The organism is Nostoc sp. (assembly GCF_036916735.1).
Taxonomy (GTDB): Bacteria; Cyanobacteriota; Cyanobacteriia; order Cyanobacteriales; family Nostocaceae; genus Nostoc.
In genome coordinates, this window is record NZ_JBALFV010000029.1 from 1 (window position 1) to 15,104 (window position 15,104).

The 15,104-nt window shown below is 41.8% G+C and carries 19 protein-coding genes; 12 read left to right on the top strand and 7 right to left on the bottom strand.

What is annotated here, in order from left to right; all coding sequences use genetic code 11:
* Positions 1–243: 243 nt before the first annotated feature.
* Positions 244–558, top strand: a complete 315-nt coding sequence (locus V7L20_RS07355; protein WP_334743440.1) for a GIY-YIG nuclease family protein — start codon at positions 244–246, stop codon at positions 556–558.
* A gap of 162 nt (positions 559–720) precedes the next feature.
* Here V7L20_RS07355 and V7L20_RS07360 read toward each other — a convergent pair whose 3' ends face one another.
* A complete protein-coding gene (locus V7L20_RS07360; RefSeq protein ID WP_334743441.1) occupies positions 721–930 on the bottom strand; it encodes a hypothetical protein in 210 nt (69 codons plus the stop codon).
* A 207-nt stretch (positions 931–1,137) separates the two neighbouring features.
* On the opposite strand from V7L20_RS07360, the gene V7L20_RS07365 reads away from it, so the two are divergent.
* The 4 genes from V7L20_RS07365 (at position 1,138) to V7L20_RS07380 (ending at position 4,144) form a co-directional block, all read left to right on the top strand.
* Complete coding sequence (locus tag V7L20_RS07365) at positions 1,138–1,497, top strand: hypothetical protein (protein WP_334743442.1); 360 nt, start codon at positions 1,138–1,140, stop codon at positions 1,495–1,497.
* Between the two features lie 27 nt (positions 1,498–1,524).
* Complete coding sequence (locus V7L20_RS07370; protein ID WP_334743443.1) at positions 1,525–2,199, top strand: hypothetical protein; 675 nt, start codon at positions 1,525–1,527, stop codon at positions 2,197–2,199.
* Positions 2,200–2,457: 258 nt separating this feature from the next.
* Complete coding sequence (locus tag V7L20_RS07375) at positions 2,458–3,948, top strand: glutamine synthetase family protein (protein ID WP_334743444.1); 1,491 nt, start codon at positions 2,458–2,460, stop codon at positions 3,946–3,948.
* Entirely contained in the window at positions 3,935–4,144 is a 210-nt protein-coding gene (locus V7L20_RS07380; protein ID WP_334743445.1) for a hypothetical protein, read from the top strand. Before V7L20_RS07375 ends, V7L20_RS07380 begins: the two co-directional genes overlap by 14 nt.
* Before the next feature lie 20 nt (positions 4,145–4,164).
* Here V7L20_RS07380 and V7L20_RS07385 read toward each other — a convergent pair whose 3' ends face one another.
* From V7L20_RS07385 to V7L20_RS07400, 4 genes are all read right to left on the bottom strand, one after another.
* On the bottom strand, positions 4,165–4,296 hold the full coding sequence (locus V7L20_RS07385) for a hypothetical protein (RefSeq protein WP_334743446.1): 132 nt from the start codon (positions 4,294–4,296) through the stop codon (positions 4,165–4,167).
* Positions 4,293–4,787: an anthrone oxygenase family protein gene (locus V7L20_RS07390; RefSeq protein ID WP_334743447.1), complete on the bottom strand. Its 495-nt coding sequence runs from the start codon at positions 4,785–4,787 to the stop codon at positions 4,293–4,295. The genes V7L20_RS07385 and V7L20_RS07390 overlap by 4 nt, the downstream gene beginning before the upstream one ends.
* A 206-nt stretch (positions 4,788–4,993) precedes the next feature.
* Entirely contained in the window at positions 4,994–5,128 is a 135-nt protein-coding gene (locus tag V7L20_RS07395; protein ID WP_334743448.1) for a hypothetical protein, read from the bottom strand.
* Between the two features lie 804 nt (positions 5,129–5,932).
* Positions 5,933–6,115 carry a hypothetical protein gene (locus V7L20_RS07400; protein WP_334743449.1) on the bottom strand — a complete coding sequence of 61 codons (183 nt, stop codon included), beginning with the start codon at positions 6,113–6,115 and terminating at the stop codon, positions 5,933–5,935.
* Positions 6,116–6,532: 417 nt separating this feature from the next.
* Between V7L20_RS07400 and V7L20_RS07405 the strand changes: the two genes are divergently transcribed.
* The 7 genes from V7L20_RS07405 (at position 6,533) to V7L20_RS07435 (ending at position 14,279) form a co-directional block, all read left to right on the top strand.
* Positions 6,533–7,636 (top strand): WD40 repeat domain-containing protein, encoded by a 1,104-nt coding sequence (locus V7L20_RS07405; protein ID WP_334743450.1) that lies wholly within the window; start codon positions 6,533–6,535, stop codon positions 7,634–7,636.
* Between the two features lie 439 nt (positions 7,637–8,075).
* Positions 8,076–8,957 (top strand): EboA family metabolite traffic protein, encoded by an 882-nt coding sequence (locus tag V7L20_RS07410; RefSeq protein WP_334743451.1) that lies wholly within the window; start codon positions 8,076–8,078, stop codon positions 8,955–8,957.
* Between the two features lie 177 nt (positions 8,958–9,134).
* Entirely contained in the window at positions 9,135–10,043 is a 909-nt protein-coding gene (locus tag V7L20_RS07415) for a TatD family hydrolase (RefSeq protein WP_334743452.1), read from the top strand.
* A 117-nt stretch (positions 10,044–10,160) separates the two neighbouring features.
* Positions 10,161–11,093, top strand: a complete 933-nt coding sequence (eboC, locus tag V7L20_RS07420) for a UbiA-like protein EboC (protein WP_334743453.1) — start codon at positions 10,161–10,163, stop codon at positions 11,091–11,093.
* 147 nt (positions 11,094–11,240) lie between these two features.
* A complete protein-coding gene (gene eboE / locus V7L20_RS07425) occupies positions 11,241–12,467 on the top strand; it encodes a metabolite traffic protein EboE (protein ID WP_334743454.1) in 1,227 nt (408 codons plus the stop codon).
* 15 nt (positions 12,468–12,482) lie between these two features.
* Positions 12,483–13,856: an alkaline phosphatase family protein gene (locus V7L20_RS07430; RefSeq protein ID WP_334743455.1), complete on the top strand. Its 1,374-nt coding sequence runs from the start codon at positions 12,483–12,485 to the stop codon at positions 13,854–13,856.
* A gap of 120 nt (positions 13,857–13,976) precedes the next feature.
* Positions 13,977–14,279: a hypothetical protein gene (locus V7L20_RS07435; protein WP_334743456.1), complete on the top strand. Its 303-nt coding sequence runs from the start codon at positions 13,977–13,979 to the stop codon at positions 14,277–14,279.
* 20 nt (positions 14,280–14,299) lie between these two features.
* On the opposite strand, the gene V7L20_RS07440 is transcribed toward V7L20_RS07435, so the two are convergent.
* Both V7L20_RS07440 and V7L20_RS07445 read right to left on the bottom strand, forming a co-directional pair.
* On the bottom strand, positions 14,300–14,479 hold the full coding sequence (locus V7L20_RS07440; protein WP_334743457.1) for a hypothetical protein: 180 nt from the start codon (positions 14,477–14,479) through the stop codon (positions 14,300–14,302).
* A 312-nt stretch (positions 14,480–14,791) separates the two neighbouring features.
* On the bottom strand, positions 14,792–15,104 hold a 313-nt coding region (locus V7L20_RS07445; RefSeq protein ID WP_334743458.1), incomplete at its 5' end, for a tetratricopeptide repeat protein.

Sequence of the window (15,104 nt, forward strand, 5' to 3'; positions counted from 1 at the left end):
TATGGTTCAGGGAGCGTTGTTATGGTTCAGGGAGCGTTGTTATGGTTCAGGGAGCGTTGTTATGGTTCAGGGAGCGTTGTTATGGTTCAGGGAGCGTTGTTATGGTTCAGGGAGCTTGCTGATCTAAGATTGGCTGCTGTTCAAGTTTTACAACAATTATAGAAATTCAGCCAAAGAGTGTTCCCTGAGCGAAGTCGAAGGGAACACTTTTTTTAACTAGAAAGCGATCGCGCAAATCAACTTATGCCTTATATGTACATTCTTGAATGTGCTGATAGTAGTTACTACACGGGTAGTACAACGGATCTTGAGCGGCGGCTGTGGCAACATCAACAAGGTGAGGGCGCAAACCACACGGCAAAACGGTTGCCTGTGAAGCTAGTTTTCTGTGAGTATTATCAGTCTGTGGTAGATGCTTTTGAGCGTGAGAAGCAGGTGCAAGGCTGGAGTCGAAAAAAGAAGCAAGCTCTAATTTCAGGGGATACAAATTTGTTGCATAAGCTAGCCGAATGTCAAAATGAAACTCATTACAGTAGGTTGGCTAACTTAGACATTTAGACATTTCGACATGGTTCGACTCCCTTCCCTACGGGACGCTGCGCGAACGACTGCGCTACTCCGACTTCGCTCACTACAAGTCGGCTTACTTCGACTGCACTCAGCAACCAACGCTCAGGGCAAGTCGCTCATCAGCCAGCAGTACATCGCTCCACTCAATCATTACAAGAACGCTCCCTGAGCGAAGTCGAAGGGAGCCTTCCCTGTAGCAGCTTCCGCTTTCCTTGCAACAACTTCCGCTTTCACGTTTAAGTGTTTCGCGCAAGCTGTAGCAGCTTCCGCTTTCACGTTTGAGTGTTTCGCGCAAGCTGTAGCAACTTCTGCTTTCACGTTTGAGTGTTTCGCGCAAGCTGTAGCAACTTCCGCTTTCACGTTTGAGTGTTTCGCGCAAGCTGTAGCAACTTCCGCCTTGACGTTATATCAATTCGTAATTCGTAATTCAGAATTCATAATTACGAATTGGTATAAAGCAAATAAATTTTAGGCTTTTTTAGAAAAATCAACAATTCCACGTATGACAACTTCTTCAAAAATTGTCCACTATAGAGTTATCAGTAATTGAAAAAAACAGTATTAATTATGGCAAGGCAAAAACGCAATTCACGTACTCTTGGCAAAGCTGAACTACGTCTAGCAAGCGTTAAATCTATTAGTCAAACTCTCGATGTTGGAGAAGGGTTAACAGTCAAAGATTATACTGAAAGAATTGAAAGGATGCGGCAATCTCTAGAAGCATACAATACCACTCTTTCCACTATTGATGTCTTACTAACCCAGCTTGTCGAAAATGAACAAGATTTGGCAGACTATTCTGAAAAAATTTTGCGTGGTATAGCTTATAAATATGGTAGTAACAGCCACGAGTATCAAATGGCTGGGGGTACTCGCAAAAGCGAGCGCAAGCGTACTGTCCGTCAAAGCGTGGTATCACCAACGTAACTAGACGCAACGCCAACAATTCAATTAATGCGATCGCACATCTCACCAACCAAAATTGAGAGCGATCGCTCCAAGCAATTTCGTCTTTGTCCAACCATAGATAGCCTTGGCCCGGAAAACATGTCAGATTACTTGAATAAGTACCAAAAGTCTGACAGGAAAACCATACTAATGAGAATTTGGGCTACTACTGCTGTGCTAGTTTCTTCTTGGCTAATATCTGGGGCCATAGGTTCTGAGCCAATCAACGCTACTTCTGTTTTGGTAGAAAATGTCATATTATCTCCTGCGCCAACAAATACAAAACAGATTACTGTTAGTAAGACTGAATTCGGGCTGAAGAGAGTTGACGCCAAAGGTAACGTTACCATTTTGCAGACAACAAAAGTGCCACTTCAGGAAGGAAACGCCTACGGATGGCGGATTAAACTCAAAGACTACCAAGGTGAAGTAAAATGGCGCGAAGTCTTGCATTTACCAAAACCTCCAGTAACTTGGGGTACAGATAACGGTGAAGACTTCTCAATATCAGCAGATGGCACTACATCTGTGACACGGCGCACACAGTCGGCTCCAGACGGTGTAATTGAGAATTTTTGGACGATCGCTCCTGGCGATCCCCTTGGTAAACATAAAATAGAGGTCTATATTAATGACCGTTTGATCGGTACTTTCGAGTTTGAACTTATTCCAGTTAAATAGAGTCAGAAACCCCATGTTTAAAGGTAGGGGCACAGAAATGAACTGATTACATCCCGCATTTATACGCCCATTTTTTTAACAAACCACAGAGGCGCAGAGAAGCCAGTGCGCCCTTGCGGGTTCCCCGACTTGTAGCAACTGGCGCGACACAGAGAGAAAAAATGCTTAACTAAACTGTATTGAGAATGGAAGGGCCTGATGAACTGCTAATTTCAGAGACTAATCGCCCAAGCAGTTGAACATGATTAGGCAATCTAAATGAAAAAACCTGGATTTATTGAGCGTCATCACCTGTGGACAGAAATCCAAAAAGAAGCATCAGAAAAGATCAAGGCTGTTGTCAAAGAACGGGATCTGTTGTTGATTCGTACCGCTTGGGCAGACCAGCATGGGATTGTTCGCAGCAAGTCGCTCTTACCCCAGGCATTTTTAAGCGCTTTAGAAAATGGTATGCAAATCAGTACAGGGACATTCCTGTTTGATACTGGTGGTGCAATAGTATTTAACCCCTTCGTTCCAGGCGGAAGCTTAGATATGTCTCAGATGACAGGTGCGCCAAATCTTGTGGCTGTTCCTGACCCTGATACATTCAAAATTGTGCCTTGGGCAAAACGCACTGGCTTTATCCTCTGTGACGAGTACTTTCAAAATGGTCAGGTAATGCCCTTTTCCAGTCGCGGTATTTTGCGGCAATCATTGGTAGAGTTACATCAAAGAGGGTTGGAGCATATTGTCGGCTTAGAAGTTGAGTGGTATTTAGCAAAGTTAGAAGATCCGATGTTAGCGATCGCTAATGTTGGGACTTCTGGAAAACCTGGTGAACCTGCCAAAGTTAACGCTGTAGAGCATAGCTTCCAATACCTTTTAGAATCCCACAATCCAGAGATTCACGACTTAATGCGCGTTCTGGCAGAAAACTTAGTTGAAATGGAGTTGCCTTTAAGGAGTGTAGAAAACGAAGGGGGTGTCGGTCAATTTGAATTTACCTTTGACCCGATTCCGGCATTGCAAGCTGCGGATACAATGATGATATTCCGAATGGCAACCAAGCAAATCTGCCGTCAACAAGGTTACATCGCATCATTTATGTGTCGTCCAGGATTGCAAGGTTCTTCTTCCAATGGTTGGCATTTACATCAATCCCTTGTAGACCGAACCACAGGCGAGAACGCTTTTATGTCTGCAAACTCCAAAACCCTAATGTCAGATTTAGGTAAACATTTTGTTGGTGGCCTTCTCAAACACGCTAATGCTGCTTCTGTGTTCACAACCCCGACAATTAACGGCTACAAAAGATTTAGACCTTATTCCCTAGCTCCTGACCGGGCTGGATGGGGATTGGAAAACCGAGGGGCAATGATTAGATTACAAGGTGGTTATGATGATCCCACTACCCACATTGAAAACCGAATTGGGGAACCAGCAGCCAATCCCTACCTGTATATGGCATCGCAATTGATTTCTGGGTTAGATGGTGTAGATTATAAAGTTGACCCAGGCTCCCCAACAGAGTCACCTTACGCTACAGAAAGTCCGGCCTTACCCAAAAATTTGCCAGAAGCGATTTCATATTTGAGCCAAAGTGAACTTTTTTCTCAAAAAATGGGACAAGAGTTCATCAACTTCATCATAAAGATGAAACAGAGTGAAATTAATCGCTTTTTGCAGTCCGTCGCCGATCAGTCACCAGAAGATTATTTATTGCAGGTGACTAACTGGGAGCAAAGAGAATATTTTGAATTATTTTGAAGTGAATAATTCTTGGGAATGTCGCGCTGCGATCGCATCTTACCGCCTCTGTATATTGGGGTGGCGATCGCTTTCTATGCCTTTATTGACCATTGGCATTGCTGAAGGCGGATTAGGCGTTCTTCTGCCCTCTATAGTGTCTAGATATAACTTGACTCCAGCCACCTTTACCCTGTTGTTTGTACAGTCAAATTAGCAGCTACATTCTGGCAGCATTCACCAGCAGTCTGGTGAGTAGCCGTCTGGGGTGAGCGCCAATGTTAGTGATTGCTGCGGTTGTACTGGCAATGGCGCTGGTAATTTACACCACCTCATCTTACTAGTTGTTTCTGGTTGCTGGCGGGTCATGTTCGATCCGAGAGCGCGATAGTTAGCAATGCTGCTGCCCCAAACGCTGCTATTGTCCGAACGTGGTTCCAGAGCGTCCAGTTGGTCAGATATATAGCCCACAGGTTTGCACCCTCAGTGCTATCTGGTTTGGCGATGGCCAAGGCATCATTGAGCGGCACATTGAAGGCAATTGTTACCACAATTGTCCCAACGATATAAAGCAAGCTACCTAGCAGCAAGTAGACCGTATCAGGTTGATGCCACTTTGACAGCGAGGTGATTGCCAAAAAGAGGCAAGCTAAAGCTGTTCCAAACAGTGCCATCATAAACAACGGATTGATCGCTGTGATATTAATCGACTGCATGGTGGCAATGCCTTCTCTCGGCTGAAGTCGAGCAAGAGCATTCATTACAAAAGTTGAGAAGGCAAAGAAGACTCCAGCCACCAGTCCGCAGCCCAAGGCAGTGAAAAGTTTCAATGCAAAAAGTAAGTGGTCAGCAGTTCTCATAAACCCTCCTACCGAGACTGAAACATTTTTGAGGCAAAAACAAGCCTAAAATCCATACAGGGCAAAGGAAATAGACAAAATCCTAAAAATGCTTGAAACCCAAATATATCAGCAACTACTACTACAGCAGCACCAATACTATCACTGATTTTGGTGGTGTCGGGAAAGGTATAAGCCCCTAAATTTATTTACGGTTCTCCAATTGATTAAGGTGCTAGTAAAAAGGGCGATCGCCGAATAAAGGAAACTAGAACAGGAGAAATCAGCATGACAGACATACAAATCCAAGTAGCGATCGCTAGTATCTGAGTGTATCTGTTTTTGGGCGTTGCTGATTCCATGTATGAAAATGATTTTGCATAATACCAAAATCCTTATAGAGACGTAGCAGTGCTACGTCTCTACATCCAAATTCATACTTCAATTCAGCAACGCCTGTTTTTGTCTCGGCTTTTTGCTCTTAGGACTTACGCAAAAACCCTCTCAAACTCTCATTTCTCCGTGACCTCTGCGTCGCGCCAGTTGCTACCCTTCTGCTGACGGAGACGCTGGGCGAACGGGAACGCTAAGAGCGTAGCTTGCTTCCCCGTAGGGGTACAAGTCTCTTAACTGCAAGGGCGCACTGGCTTCTGTGTGGTACCCTGCAAGAAGCCGCTTTGCATCTACGTTTTCCGTTACCTGTGCGTAAGTCCTAAGTTTAAACAATTACCATATTGGTTTACTTTGGATTAATGCCATAGACTACTAGAAAGGCCATACCTTTTCTGCAAGAGGCTTCGCCAACGACAAGGCGACGCATCCCAAACCGCGTAGGTAAAGCCTGCACTTCGGCTGCGCTCAGTGACCACCGCAGACATCACCTTATCCTCTAAGAAAATAATTAGTTGAGTGCAGCAGCGATCACTAAAATTTCTCAGTGTCACGAATATACTGTATGAGCAATACTGAGGCGTTAGGAAAATAAAGGTTTGGGAAGACTTAGAAAAAACTAGGCTTCGTTTTTTAAGACTGCCTCTTTTCTTTTATGCGCCAGTTAGTGACAGAACGCTGCACAAAGACTTACAATACTGATGTAGCCCATCTACAGCGCCCAGTCACAAGGAAGTTACAATCGGTTTAAGTACAAACTCTGCAACAACTAAGTTTTAAACAGCTGAGTCTGAGCGTTCTATTTGCTGCCGAATGGTTTCAATAGAAGCATTAATCCCAGCCAGTTTGGACTCTAAATCATCTCGCATCCAAATCAAGAATTTTAATTTCCGCTCTAAGCCAGCTCTGCGCGAAATGGGTTCGCTTCCATAACAGGCATTACCCCAAAAAGGAAACATAGTTTACCTCTGTATTTAGCTTTTGTAACTGTGCAATATAGCTATTCTCACTTGGTGCAACACAGTCATAACCTCACCCAGTAGTTGAAGACAGCAAAAACTCTCCTCTTCTTGGTAAAAAGATTTGGGGGTGAGGTTTAAAAATGTACTTCATGCAAACGAGAACTGCTATAGATTGAACTACTACACTACATTATGACTAATCACAATCAGATTGATGTATGTAATAACCGACCTAAATTTGACGTGCTTAACGAACTTTGCTAAACAGTTATCTATTCAACTGGGAGAGTTTAGAGACTGCCAGAAAATAAATTATTCAACTCAATTTTAGATTGTGGTCTATCAAATGTGGTGAGGGTGCGATCATACCCTATCAAATGGGAACCCTGTTATATAATTGCGTTCCTCTGGGCCATGAAATTATTGAATTTTCTCAAATCCAAACCAGCTATTATAGCCCTAGCGATGCCTGCGGCGGTAAACTACGCAGTGATGTTTACTGCGATCGTTATTGATGTACATTCTTATAGTTCAAAACCACCCATTGTCAAGAGTATAATTACTCGCTCCAAAATAGATATTCAACTTGTTCATACACTGACTGAGCATAAAAAAGTAACTTTTGGTGTTCCAGCAATTGCTATTAGCCCCGATGGGCAAACCCTGATTAGTGGAGGAAGAGATGATACTATTAAAGTCTGGAATCTACATACTGGAAAATTACTGCGTAGTTTCGATGCTCACTCAGATGGTGTTACTTCAATTGCTATTAGTCCAAATGGCAAGCGGATTGTAAGTGGTGGGATAACTACCCCAACAATGAAGGTTTGGGATTTACCCGCTCAATTAATGCTTAACGGCGAAAGTGGACATACCCAGCCAGTAGAAACCGTTGCTATTAGTTCAGATGGTAGATTGATTGCTAGTGGCAGTGATGATCGCACAATCAAACTTTGGGATTTACACACGCTTAAGCTACTTGATACCATTGCTGCACACTCAGGCTTTGTGAGTAAAGTTGCATTTAGCCCTGATATGCAAACCCTTGTAAGTGCTGGGGGTGGTGATGACAATACAATTAAGCTGATCAATCTGCAAACTAAAAAAATACACCATATTCTTAAAGGACACAAAACTGGAATTGATGCTATTGCCGTTACTCCAGATAGCAAAAAGCTCGTCACTGGCAGTTTTGGTCAATTAGTTTCTCGAAATCGTGCAATTAGCACCCTAAAGTTATGGAATCTTCAAACTGGAAAATTGCTGTATGAGTTTCCTGACAATTTTAGTTCAGTTGAATCTCTTACCATCAGCTCCGATGGAAAAATTCTAATCTGCGGTAATTTTGATGGCAGTATTAAATTGTGGAATTTAGAGACTTTGAAACTCTTGTACACCTTTCAAGATGGTTCCAGTTCTGTTTTAGGACTTGCTCTGAGCCTGGATGGTAAAACTCTCGTTAGTAGCAATGAAGATAGCACTATCCATATTTGGCAAATTAACTATAGCGTTTCCTAATCACATAAGCTATAAGATACATCTTTGCGATCGCTTGTGTGAGTAAAGAATTATTTCACTGATGTAAAGGCGTAGCACTGCTACGTCTCTACAAGAATTTCGGTATTATGCAAAATCATTTTCATACATAGAATCAGCAACGCCATTCTGACTTCTGAATTCTTCTTCAATGATGTCTATACTTTATATTTAAGATTGCGTATGAATATTATTACATGAAATTCCTATTTTATTCCGTAAGGAAATTTGATCCTTTATCTAATCGAAATGATATCTTTACACTATCTTCTTGAAAGTCAGGAGATTTTTATAGATTCAGTGAAGTTATCATTTCAGTAGTATATTATCTAGCTGTTTGAATCACAAAGTGTCAAGTTTAGTGCTAGATTTTATACTTAGTTGTCACAAAAAAGTTGGGCAACTTCTCCTGAAATTCATCATGAGTAAAGTAAACAAGTTACTGCATCACTGGCTGTTAAAGTCTGTTTCAGAGAAAGCTTTTGCTTGGCTGGAACAGAAACAAGCACAGATTGCTAGCGGCGCTGCAGAGAGAGTGTTTTTTACAGCTTTTAGTGCTGTGCCGCGTTATCTAGGTAAAGAGGATTTGCAGCTAACATTCCAAGACTTGGAAGCAGCAGAGGATGCAATTCCCGGTTGGTATCCTGGTCATTGGAGTGTAGATCAAGCAGGTCGCACACTCTTGCTTCTAGCTTTGCCCCATGATGATGCTGAGGGCTATGTGCGATCGCTTGATAAATTCTTCTCCACTGCCGATATGGGGGAGTTAGTTGTCCTTTATCAAAGTTTGCCATTACTACCACATTCAGAGTTACATCGCCATCGTGCTGCTGAGGGAATTCGCAGCAATATGAGTAATGTATTCCAAGCCATCGCACTACGTAACCCTTATCCAGCAGATTATTTAGATAATGCTGCTTGGAATCAGATGGTGCTGAAGGCTGTGTTTGTCAACAGTCCGTTACATCTAATTTGGGGATTAGATCGGCGTGCTAACCCAGAATTGGCAAGAATGTTGTCAGACTATGCTCATGAACGTTGGGCAGCTAAACGCTCAGTTACGCCAGAACTTTGGCGACCTGTAGGGCGGTTTGCAGATAGTGCAATCATCACAGATTTAGAAAAAGTACTGGCTAATGGGGATATACACGAGCAAGAAGCAGCAGCGTTAGCTTGTGCTGAGTCTCCTTTGCCCCAAGCACAAGCGTTACTTTCTCGTTACCCAAATTTACGGTCATCCATTGAAAAAGGTAATCTGACTTGGAGCAGTTTTAGCCGCGATCGCCTCTTTGTTTACAAATAGAAGGGGGTAAAGAACAAAATAGGTGTGCAGGGTACAGATTATCCCCTATCACCTGTCACCTGTCGCCTCTTTCCTAATCCCAATGCCCAATACTTCGGCTTCTCTACAAGACGCTACGCGTTAGCGGAGCTTTCGCTTTAGCGATACGCTCAGTACAAGTCCCCAATTATTAAAACCATGATGTTTATCGATCCTCACATTCACATGTGTTCGCGCACTACTTACGATTACTTAGTAATGCGGGAATATGGCATTGTTGCCGTTATTGAACCAGCCTTTTGGTTAGGACAACCGCGAACGAACGCTGGCACATTTAAAGACTATTTCAGTAGTTTGGTGGGCTGGGAACGGTTTCGTGCTAATCAATTTGGCATCCAACATTACTGCACAATTGGCCTCAATCCCAAAGAAGCTAACAATGAGGCACTAGCAGCAGAAGTTATAGAACTGATACCACTTTATGCTTGTAAAGAGGGAGTTGTTGCTATAGGCGAAATTGGCTACGATGATATGACAGAGGCAGAGGATAAGTACTTTTGTCAACAGTTAGAATTAGCCAAAGAACTCGATATGTTAGTGCTAATTCATACGCCTCATCGCAATAAAAAGGCGGGTGCTAATCGGAGTATGGATCGCTGTATTGAATATGGCTTAGATCCTTCACAAGTAATTATTGACCACAATAACGAGGAAACCGTTGAGGACGTATTAGGACGCGGTTTTTGGGCAGCTTTCACGATTTATCCACAGACAAAGATGGGTAATGCCAGGATGGTAGAAGTTGTCCGTAGGTATGGAAGCGATCGCATCATTGTAGATAGTAGCGCTGATTGGGGTATTAGCGATCCTTTAGCAGTCCCAAAAACGGCTCAGTTGATGTTAGATAGAGGCATTCCTGAAGAACATGTACGAGCAGTTTGTTATGAAAATGCTCTAGCTGCTTACAGTCAAACTGGTCAGATGCAAGCATCAGACTGGCTCAATCCCCAATCTGTTGATCAACGTCAGTTGTTCAATGGTAATTCTGTGTTGCGGGGACAAGAACCAGGAATCAAATCAGTTTCAGATTATGTATTGATTGAGTAGAAAATGTGGAGAGACGCAATTAATCGCGTCTGTACTGGGGAGTGAGGAGCATAAATATCTGATTCATCTGTAATATGCAGTTTATTTTGATAAATTATTAGGCACGGAGGCAGATAAGTGAATGTTGCAAGCTTAAAATTTCAAAGCTGGCGGGGTTATTTAGAATTGATGCGTCCTGCTAATATTGTTACTGCTTGGGCAGATATTCTTGTTGGTTTTGCTGCTTCTGGCTCTGGGATTATTTTTGCTCAATTAATCAATGAAGAAGCAAGTTTTAGTACACTAATTCCATTAGCTTGGCTGTTGTTAGCTACAACTGGTTTATACGGCGGCGGGATAGTTTTTAACGATGTTTTTGATGCTGAATTAGACGCAAAAGAGCGACCAAATAGAGCAATTCCTAGTGGTCGCATATCTCGTCAAAATGCTACTTTATTGGGTAGTATACTATTTGCAATTGGGATTATAGCTGCTTTTCAAGTATCGTTGTTGAGTGCTGCGATCGCTATCTTTATCACTCTTTCATGCCTTTTATATAACTCACTCGCCAAACATCATCCTTTTTTTGGCCCATTAAATATGGGTTTGTGTCGTGGTAGTAACTTATTATTAGGCGTAAGTGCTGTACCTGCAATAGTATGGGAACGTTGGTATTTAGCACTAATTCCTGTTTTTTATATTGCTGCCATCACTGCAATTAGTCAAGGTGAAGTTCACGGAGGTAAGAAGATTACAGGAGTACTTGCATTACTGCTGATTGCAATAGTTTTGACAGCAGTTTTAGCTTTAGGATTATTAGGAGAGTATACAGCGATCGCAGCATTACCATTTGCTGTTTTATTAGCTATCAGAGTCTTGCCTAATTTTATCAAAGCTGCGCGTGAACCAGTCGCCGAAAATATCCGAAGTGCTGTAAAAATAGGCGTGTTATCTCTAATAGTTTTAGATGCGACTGTTGCATCTGGTTTTGCTGGTTTGTATTACGGTTTAGTTGTTCTAATTTTGCTACCATTTTCGATGAAGTTAGCAAAAGTATTTGCTGTTACTTAAATTTGAGTGTATACACATAGTAATAGCATTAATCAGCTATAGAGGCGCATGGATGTGCGCCTTTAACTATGAATATGTCGCAAGTGGTTTGCGAAATAGTTTAAGCCAAGGATAACAGATTACATATACAAAGGATAGAGCGAGAAAATGAAAATTAAAAAAAACAATAATTTTCACATAACCTATTGCAGCAATATTCATCCTGGTGAAAGTTGGCTAGAGGTTTTCACTAATTTAGAAAACTATATTCCCAAACTCAAATCACGTTTATCGCCTACAGAACCTTTTGGTATAGGCTTGAGATTATCAGATGTTGCCGCCAAAGAACTTTTAGAAAGTAATAATCTAGCTCAATTTCAAGCTTGGCTAACTCAAGAAGATTTATATGTTTTTACCTTAAACGGATTTCCTTATGGCGGATTCCATCGACAGGTAGTAAAAGACCAAGTTTATGCACCAGATTGGTCTATACAAGAACGTGTAAATTATACATTAAACTTGGCACACATTTTAGCTGCTTTATTACCAGAAGGACTTGATGGCGGAATTTCTACACTGCCATTATCCTATAAACCTTGGTGGGTAAAAGATCAAGCAACTTTCGAGACAGTTCTGAAACAGAGTTGTTTGAACATAGCATCAGTTGTTTTAGAAATGATTCGCATTTACGAAAAAACAGGAAAGCTCCTCCATATTGATTTAGAACCTGAGCCTGATGGTTTAGTTGAAAATACTTCAGAAGTAATTGACTTTTATCAAAATTGGTTATTACCCATTAGCGGTAATTATTTATCAGAAAATCTAGATATTGAACAAACTTTAGCAGAGACTAAATTGCTAGAACACGTTCGTATTTGCTATGATACCTGCCATTTCTCAGTTGAATATGAGCAGCCACAATCTGTATTTACACGTTTGCAATCGGTAGGTATTAAAATTGGCAAAATTCAAATCAGCGCTGCAATTAAAGTAAAAATACCTGCTGATGTTGAGAAGCGGAGTTTGATAGTTGAACGCTTACGTCCTTTTGCAGAATCTACCTATCTTCATCAGGTAATCGAACGTCGCAGCGATGGTACACTCCATCATTATCCTGATTTAATAACTGCATTACCAAATTTAGAGCAATCTTTAGCTGAAGAATGGCGGACTCACTTTCACGTCCCAATTTTTATTCATGATTATCAAATTTTGCAATCTACCCAAGATGATATTGCTACTGTTTTGCATCTACTTCAGACAAACGATGCTTGCTCCCATTTAGAAATTGAGACTTATACTTGGGATGTATTGCCATCAAAAATGAAGATAGATTTGCTGACTTCTATTCAGCGTGAATATGAGTGGGTATTAAAAGAATTTGCCGGAAATTAAGAAGAAACTAAATTTATGAAAAAAACAGTTATTCTAAATGTCGTGGGATTAACGCCTAACTTACTAGGAGAAAACACACCGTTTTTATCTTCTTGGGCTGCAAAAGGGCAAGTCATCCCGATCGCAACAGTTTTACCTGCTGTAACTTGTTCTGTTCAAGCTACTTATTTAACAGGAAAATTGCCTGATGAACATGGAATTGTCGCTAACGGTTGGTACTTCCGCGATGAATGTGAAGTGAAGTTTTGGCGGCAGTCTAATAAACTAGTACAGGCTCCTAAAGTTTGGGAAATAGCTAAATCAATTGATCCAAACTTCACTTGTGCCAACCTTTTTTGGTGGTACAACATGTATTCTTCAGTCGATTATGCCATTACACCGCGCCCGATGTATCCCGCAGATGGCAGAAAATTACCTGATATTTATACTCATCCTAGTGATGTGCGATCGCAAATTCAATCTGATTTAGGAAATTTCCCGCTATTCGATTTCTGGGGGCCAAAAACTACCATTAGTTCTAGTCAATGGATTGCTAATTCAGCAAAATGGATTGAGGAACGTTACAGCCCGACATTATCACTAGTTTATCTACCACATTTAGATTACTGTCTGCAAAAATTTGGTAACAATCAAACACAGATTCAAGCAGATTTGCGAGAAATTGATGCTGTTTGTGGCGATTTAATTGAATATTTTCAAGCACGTAATACTCAAGTAATTATTCTTTCTGAGTATGGTATTACCCCAGTTTCCAAAGCAGTGGATTTGAACCGTGTACTACGGGAAAACGGTTTAATTGCTGTGCGGGAAGAATTGGGGCGAGAACTGCTCGATTTTGGTGCTAGCATTGCCTTTGCTGTTGCCGATCATCAAGTTGCTCATGTGTATGTGAACGATCCGGCGTATATCTCGAAAGTGCGATCGCTTTTAGAAGCGACTGAAGGCGTAGCGCAGGTATTGGATGAAGAGGGTAAGCAAACCCACCATCTTGCTCATCCTAGATCGGGAGAATTGGTAGCGATCGCCGCGCCTGAGGCTTGGTTTACCTATTATTATTGGCTCGATGACGCCAAAGCGCCTGATTTTGCTAGAACTGTAGATATCCACCGCAAACCTGGTTACGATCCTGTAGAACTTTTCCTCGATCCGCAAATTAAATTTCCTCAAGGAAAAATTGCTCTCAAACTACTTAAGAAACAATTGGGTTTTCGCTACTTAATGGACGTAATTCCTTTGGATGCTTCTCTAGTACGTGGCTCTCACGGTCAGATTACCACTTCTCCAGATGAAGGGCCTATATTTATCACCCATCAAACCCATTTAGTGGACAATCGAATTGAGGCAACAGATGTTTGTTCGTTGATTCTCAAACATTTGAATAAGGAATAGGTAGTGGAGAGTGAGGAGTAGGGGTAATACGGTTAGGTTGAATGTCGTGAAACCCAACAAACCCCACAATATATACTGAAACTAGATTTACATCCCCGACTTCTTCAAGAAGTCGGGGATTTGATAAATGCAAACAAACTCGTTAACGGAGATAAAATACTCGTTAACGGAGATAAAATACTCGTCAACGGAGCTAAAATACTCGTTGACGGAGATAAAATACTCGTTAACGGAGCTAAAATACTCGTTGACGGAGATAAAAGCCTCGTTGACGGAGATAAAATACTCGTCAATGGAGATAAAAGCCTCGTTAACGGAGATAAAATACTCGTCAACGGAGCTAAAATACTCGTTGACGGAGATAAAAGCCTCGTTAACGGAGATAAAAGCCTCGTCAACGGAGTTCTAAGGTTCATTGAGTAGATAAACAAAAATATTTACAGTCATTGCGATCGCTCCCTTCGCAGAGGATATCGTAGAGAAGTAGTTGTAAGGGTTGCGATCGCTTTAGGTGATTTCTGATTAAAAAAATACCTCTGTTGACGAGTTTCGACTTCTCTGCGGGACGCTACGCGAACGCTCAACTCTCGACTGCTCAGTTGGTTGAGCGAAGTCGAAACCAACTGCTATGGTAAATTTATTACTAGAATTCACCTTATTACGCTTTACTGCATTTGCAATGACATTAGACCTCTTGCAAAAGTCCTTAATACCCCACCCCCAACCCCTCCCCTTACCAAGGGGAGGGGAGCGTTTGCGTTAGCAAATGCGGGGTGGGGTTCTTTATTTTTGATTTATGCAAGAGGTCTATTGTGTAATTAATTATCTTGCCTGCTTATTAGACTAAGATTTGAATCTCAGGCGGGTAATACAGCCGATGCAAATTACCTAAATGACTGAAACCAACGGGAGATAAAAGCCACCATTCTCCTGAATCAAGGTTGACGATTCCGCCGCAAGTCTTCCAGATTTTCACGGTAGGTTCTTGTATTGGGATGATTTGCCCCCAACCGTTTTTCAGCGAATGCCAAAGCTTCGATATACAAAGGTTCAGCATCGCTGTACCTTCCCTGTGAATAGTAGAGTCCTGCCAAATTGTTCAGGCTAGTTGCCACAGATGGGTGTTCATCCCCCAGCAGGCGTTTATACATCTCCAAAGCTTCGATATACAAAGGTTCAGCATCGCTGTACCTTCCCTGTGAATAGTAGAGTCCTGCCAAATTGTTCAGGCTAGTTGCCACAGATGGG

Coding starts and splice junctions, on each gene's coding strand:
- V7L20_RS07390 (WP_334743447.1), bottom strand. CDS start 4,787: ATGAGAACTGCTGACCACTTACTTTTTGCATTGAAACTTTTCACTGCC.
- V7L20_RS07370 (WP_334743443.1), top strand. CDS start 1,525: ATGCGATCGCACATCTCACCAACCAAAATTGAGAGCGATCGCTCCAAG.
- V7L20_RS07375 (WP_334743444.1), top strand. CDS start 2,458: ATGAAAAAACCTGGATTTATTGAGCGTCATCACCTGTGGACAGAAATC.
- V7L20_RS07355 (WP_334743440.1), top strand. CDS start 244: ATGCCTTATATGTACATTCTTGAATGTGCTGATAGTAGTTACTACACG.
- V7L20_RS07385 (WP_334743446.1), bottom strand. CDS start 4,296: ATGACCCGCCAGCAACCAGAAACAACTAGTAAGATGAGGTGGTGTAAA.
- V7L20_RS07410 (WP_334743451.1), top strand. CDS start 8,076: ATGAGTAAAGTAAACAAGTTACTGCATCACTGGCTGTTAAAGTCTGTT.
- V7L20_RS07400 (WP_334743449.1), bottom strand. CDS start 6,115: ATGTTTCCTTTTTGGGGTAATGCCTGTTATGGAAGCGAACCCATTTCG.
- eboE (WP_334743454.1), top strand. CDS start 11,241: ATGAAAATTAAAAAAAACAATAATTTTCACATAACCTATTGCAGCAAT.
- V7L20_RS07365 (WP_334743442.1), top strand. CDS start 1,138: ATGGCAAGGCAAAAACGCAATTCACGTACTCTTGGCAAAGCTGAACTA.
- V7L20_RS07430 (WP_334743455.1), top strand. CDS start 12,483: ATGAAAAAAACAGTTATTCTAAATGTCGTGGGATTAACGCCTAACTTA.
- V7L20_RS07415 (WP_334743452.1), top strand. CDS start 9,135: ATGATGTTTATCGATCCTCACATTCACATGTGTTCGCGCACTACTTAC.
- V7L20_RS07405 (WP_334743450.1), top strand. CDS start 6,533: ATGAAATTATTGAATTTTCTCAAATCCAAACCAGCTATTATAGCCCTA.
- V7L20_RS07395 (WP_334743448.1), bottom strand. CDS start 5,128: ATGGAATCAGCAACGCCCAAAAACAGATACACTCAGATACTAGCGATC.